The 228-nt window shown below is 45.2% G+C and carries 1 protein-coding gene; it reads right to left on the bottom strand.

The window, feature by feature from the left end; genetic code table 11:
- Positions 1–228 (bottom strand): GTPase (locus V6252_RS13095; protein ID WP_341610738.1); only part of this gene is annotated, 228 nt, incomplete at both ends.

The following is a 228-nucleotide window of genomic DNA, read 5'->3' as shown; positions in this document are numbered from 1 at the left end:
CTGAATCTGCTCGTGCATATCTTCGCTATAGGAGTCAATGACGTGAAATAACAAATCTGCTTCTAGCGTTTCTTCTAGAGTTGCATGAAAATACTCAACCAACTCATGCGGCAGATGACGGACTAAACCAACCGTATCGACCAAGACGACACGACCAAATCCCTGCCAGTCTAAACGGCGTAGAGTAGGATATAGCGTCGCAAATAGTTTGTCAGCAGCGTAGATGTT

The organism is Psychrobacter proteolyticus (genome assembly GCF_038155145.1).
GTDB lineage: Bacteria > Pseudomonadota > Gammaproteobacteria > Pseudomonadales > Moraxellaceae > Psychrobacter > Psychrobacter proteolyticus_B.
This window is presented reverse-complemented; position numbering and strand designations above follow the sequence as displayed.